Below are 4,833 nucleotides of genomic sequence, written 5' to 3'. Positions count from 1 at the left end.
CACGCGCCGACAAACCGTACTGATAGGTGTCATCGACGGCGCGGAAATAGCTGGCACCGAGGAAAGAAACCACATCGCGACGGGCCAGTTCCGGCGCTTTAAACACGCGGAAACCAGCGAACCCGAGATCGGTTTGCCCTTCGAGCTGTTTGGTATCTACGCCCGCATCGTTGTATTTGAACAGTTCAGGGCGGAAGTGGATCTCACGCGCCAGATGCGTACTGTCATCAACCGAGAACATGCGCACGCGGCGACGAAACCCCATGCCGACATGGAAAAACTGCGCGTCCAGCTGACGATTTTCAACGTTATTCCACAGCGACTGCTCGGCGTCGTACTGAATACTGTTGTAAGCCTGAGGCGTGAGTTTCGCCAGCGTATCCGGCAACGCGCGCGGCGCACCGCCCCACGGTTTTTGTGCCAAATCATGGGCCATTGATTGCAGTACGGAAAAATCAAAACGTACGGTTTTTCCGTCTGCAATGTCAGACTCTGCCGCATAGGCAGCACGGGAAAAGAGTGATGCAATACCACTGGTTCCGCACACGGCGGCCATTGCCATTGAACCTTTAATAAATCGTCTACGATTCATGCCTGAAAGTAAGTCCTTCTGGTCGTGTGAATGGTCCCGCGCCGGTCAAAATCTGCGGCAAGAGAGTGCACATTTCTGACCGCTCACTCTAGACAAAATTCATTAATAATCCAATTGTTGGTCGCCGATTATCTGTACAAAATCGAAAATATATTATGTCGATGGGAACAGACCGAATCCCGTGTAAATTCCATTAAAGTAAACCACAGCGCCGTTTACTGCGCTCTTCAGCCTCCCGATACAGCACAAACTCATCATAAACCGCACAGCCCAGCGCCTGTTCAAACGCATCCCGACTGGCGTTACCATGACTGCGCGCCTGGGTTTCATTGCCCAGATTAGACTGGAAAATGCCCGCAGCGCTCACCGGTAAGAAATCTTCGTAGGTGATCGGTTGAGCCACCAGCCAGCCTCGTTCGATCAGCGGCTGCGGGTCATCCTCCGGTCGGATCGCCTGACGATGCGCCTCGCCCGACGGCGTTAGTCGATAGCGGAACCAGGCCAGCCCCTGCTGGCGTAGCAAAAACTCACTGTCAGGGAAGGCTTTAAACACCTCCTGAAGATGTAGCTGGTGCGTCAGGTTGTCTTTACCCGTTCCCGCGTGACTCAGAAGTTCATCATATAACTGCCTGCCTTTTGGGGTCAGCGCCACGCCGCGCTGTTCAATCTCGCCAAAACGTGCAGTGTGCGTACCACGCATTTCACCGGCAAACAGCACCGCCTCCTCCAGCGCTTTAAAGCTGGTCTGGCGCAGCAGAATAGGCACCTCGCGACGCGGCGGCCCTTCAATAAGGATTTTCGGTTCAATGCCACATTCCGGCATCATCGACTGCACACGGTCGATATCCAGCGTGCGTGGCGTCAGGTGGTTGATGTGGCAACCGGGGAAACACACCACATCAGCAATCAGTCGATGTTCGTTGTGTAGCGCGTGATAGGTCTCTTCATCTACCGTAGCATGCTGATGCCAGCGGAAGGTTTCCAATGCTTCATGCACAAATTCCTGAGCCAGGGCAGATGTAAAACTACCCTGCGCATCAAACTCGTCCAGTAATTCGTGGCAACGGCGCGTAAAAATATCGCGTTTTGCGAGAATATCCGCAGCCCGCTGGCGTAATGTTACGTTATCGATCAACTCGAGACGCAATAGCGAGGTAAACACCCGAAACGGATTACGCGAAAGCGAAGCATCATCGATGGGGCGAAACGCCGTGGAATGGACGGGAACGCCCGCCTGGGAGAGATCGTAATAGCTGACCGGGTACATGCCCATAATGGCAAACATCCGCCGCAGCGTGGACAGTTCCTGCGCGGTCCCTACCCGGATCGCACCGTGGCGCTCAACGTTAAGACGCGCTAACTCATCCGCATTGGCCAGTTTTTCATGCAGCGTCGGGTTATTTTCCAGTACCGCCAGATTCACATCAGCGACAAGTTCCAGCAACGTGCCGTACTGCGGGACTTCCTGCTGGTACATTGCTGACATTACCTGCGAAAATTGTTCCCGAATCTCATCTGCCGTGATGGTGTTCGCCATAATGTCATGCCTCCAGTGAATATTACCTGGAGTGTAGAGAACGCTACCGAGTCCGGTGGGAAGAATTTACAATCTGTGATTAGCACCCAAACTTTTGATAAGCACGGAGACATTAAAGATCCAGCAATCATGCGGGTCACACTGGAATCATAGAAAACACGAGGCGATTCAGTGTACCCTACCCTGTGACATGGCCTACAGGTAATCGATCACTCTTGCTAAACTATCTCGTTCTCTCACCGTGATAATCTCCTGTTATCACTTCATCGTAGACATATCACACACTTAGCAACACGCACCCTATGTTATGTGCATGCCTCTTGTATGTTGTGTATTGAGTAGTCCATATCATACACAGGTGGGTATAGATTTACTTGTAAATAACTCACGCGTTATAAAACCCTCCTCGTACTACATGCCTCATTGCCATCACATACTGGCTAACACAATACGCGGGAACGCACCACTCAATACCTCCGTGGTTTACCCGTTGATTTACCCATTGAAAGTTAACAATTATGCAGAGCATGAATGGCACTTAAAATAGAACACATATCAACCACAATTAGCCATTCGTGCTCATATCATATGCTTCACTATGTTTATCATTGTGTTTGCTTTTGTGTTTATTGATAATGCACTTCCCCCGTCACTGATGACGGCTAACTTTGAATGCCATGCAATGATTAAGGTAACAGAGTCAAACATAAAGCAAGTGCAAGGGGCCATTCGTGCAGCTACTGATAAGCGTGGTTTTGAATACGTTGTTGCTTCCTTCAATGCGTGTCAAGAACGAGGAGAAATGGATATTGTGTTTAATCTTCCTGTTGGTGAATACCGTCGTTATGCTGCCCTGTTAGCTGATCTTGTTCGCATCGAAAAACAGATGATAGACATGATTTCAGCTACAGCAGCCGTAATGTTGTAGAGGTGTACACAATGAATGTGATAGCGGGTGATGTTGCTATTCATCCTGTTTCATTTATCAATCTTTTTGTGGTCGCTTTTTGGCAAATTATTGAAGATGTGTTTATCTCATATGATGACGGAATGACAGAAACCTATCTGCACAATGCAACTGTACTTATTCAAGATAAGAAGGAAGAAAATCTGACTAACTCACTGATAACCACTCTGATCACGCCTATGTAGAACATAATGGACAAGTTCTAACTTATGTTGATATACAAGGTAAAACTAAAGCACCAAGTGAATAAGCAATTAATATTGTTCAAGAGTTTCTATATAAATAAATCTCAACAGAGGATTTGAAGTTGGAGGCTGGTTTGTTCTCGTGAGCTTTATTATGTTCATGGAATATGGAAGTGATCGTGTTTATTGGTGGTTAGCTTGGCTGACAGACGATCAATTTTATATGGCTGGTTTAGGCGCGGGATTTATTGCTCTAATTGCTTTCATTCCTGCTGTTTGGGTTGGTGCTCTTATGGCTATCACAGCTTCAATTACTTATGTGAAAGACGGCATACGATAAATAAAACGATAAATAAAGAATTAATGATGATAGCACCCTATTAATCCTAAATGGAGTTTTCATAATGTTTAAGAAATCAGTGGTTGCAATGTTAATTGTTCTTCCAATGTCTGCTTTTGCTCATGGTCATGGTGGTCATGGCGGAATGGGTGGTCACAACTTTGGTGGTCATGGTCATGGTGGTAATATTGGTCATGCGTTTGGTAGCCACTCCTTCGGTGGTAAACTGGCAGGGCGTATGAACGCTAGTGGCGGATTCACTGGCTTCTCTAAAGGTTCTATCAACATGAGCGATCATCCTGTTGCTCAGAACATTGCAGACCATACCACTCATACCGCGTCTTTTAAAGACGGCACTTTCATGGGCACAACTACCACCACCATTGGTGATATAACTCGTGAAACTTCTACAGTTGTGTCTGCTGATATGCGTTCTCACACTAAAGCCATCACTAACGGTGAAGTATCTCATGTGAGTATTCGTAGCTATGCTGACGGTATTGGTGGTCTGAGTGTTCATGCTACCAAAGACGGCGACACTGCGATTGGGACAGTGAAAGCATATAACGATGTAGCAAATGCTGGCGTCGTTAACCACATGCTGAAATCTGGTGACATGACTCGTGTTGCTCAGACAGCAATCGCACCAGACTTCCGTAGCCGTACGGTAGCGGTTCGTGACGATACTGGCGTAACTGTCCACATGCAAGGTTATGTGGGCAATGAGCAGGCTGGTATTGGTTATAACAAGCATGTTGCCACCTATGGTGAGTATGGCTTTGAACGTTCAGTGAATACGCTGGGTATTGCAACTGTCGGCATGTATGGTCCAGCTCACTATGCTGAGAAAGTTGCCAACCTGAAAACTGGTACAGTGAAAACGATCACTGACATTACACCACCTGCACCAACTCCTGTGGTGATTCACGTTGTTCCACTGACTCCTGTTGTACCACAGCCAACTCCGGTTGTTATTCATGTAGCACCAGCAGCCGATGTAACACCTGCTGTCGATCCTACTCCAGCAAATGTTACTACTGTGTACAACGATAAACACGGTGATAGTGTCATCTTGTATTGGAATATCTAACTAAAAGCACTGTTTTATACAACATTAGGGCTGGAGAAATCCGGCCTTTTTTTTAGTGGAAATAAATTTGTGAATGGAGATATTGCAAATGATGCTTAATAGACTGGCCCCCTGAATCTCCA

6 protein-coding genes are annotated in these 4,833 nt (G+C 47.4%); 4 read left to right on the top strand and 2 right to left on the bottom strand.

The genetic code is table 11. The features are described 5' to 3' along the window. Both FDW95_RS23400 and FDW95_RS02945 read right to left on the bottom strand, forming a co-directional pair. Window positions 1–592 (bottom strand): glucan biosynthesis protein (locus tag FDW95_RS23400; RefSeq protein WP_249358885.1); only part of this gene is annotated, 592 nt, incomplete at its 3' end. 193 nt (window positions 593–785) lie between these two features. Then, window positions 786–2,129 (bottom strand): VOC family protein, encoded by a 1,344-nt coding sequence (locus tag FDW95_RS02945; RefSeq protein ID WP_137363408.1) that lies wholly within the window; start codon window positions 2,127–2,129, stop codon window positions 786–788. Window positions 2,130–2,727: 598 nt separating this feature from the next. On the opposite strand from FDW95_RS02945, the gene FDW95_RS02940 reads away from it, so the two are divergent. The 4 genes from FDW95_RS02940 to FDW95_RS02925 all read left to right on the top strand — a co-directional run bounded on the left by FDW95_RS02940 (window position 2,728) and on the right by FDW95_RS02925 (window position 4,711). Next, entirely contained in the window at window positions 2,728–3,057 is a 330-nt protein-coding gene (locus FDW95_RS02940) for a hypothetical protein (RefSeq protein WP_115258438.1), read from the top strand. An 11-nt stretch (window positions 3,058–3,068) separates the two neighbouring features. Further along, complete coding sequence (locus tag FDW95_RS02935; RefSeq protein WP_115258437.1) at window positions 3,069–3,281, top strand: hypothetical protein; 213 nt, start codon at window positions 3,069–3,071, stop codon at window positions 3,279–3,281. Window positions 3,282–3,423: 142 nt separating this feature from the next. After that, complete coding sequence (locus FDW95_RS02930; protein ID WP_115258436.1) at window positions 3,424–3,621, top strand: hypothetical protein; 198 nt, start codon at window positions 3,424–3,426, stop codon at window positions 3,619–3,621. Window positions 3,622–3,685: 64 nt separating this feature from the next. Then, window positions 3,686–4,711, top strand: a complete 1,026-nt coding sequence (locus FDW95_RS02925; protein WP_115258435.1) for a hypothetical protein — start codon at window positions 3,686–3,688, stop codon at window positions 4,709–4,711. Window positions 4,712–4,833: the final 122 nt, after the last annotated feature.

Source organism: Citrobacter sp. wls718 (assembly GCF_005280945.1).
Lineage (GTDB): Bacteria > Pseudomonadota > Gammaproteobacteria > Enterobacterales > Enterobacteriaceae > Citrobacter > Citrobacter gillenii.
This window is presented reverse-complemented; position numbering and strand designations above follow the sequence as displayed.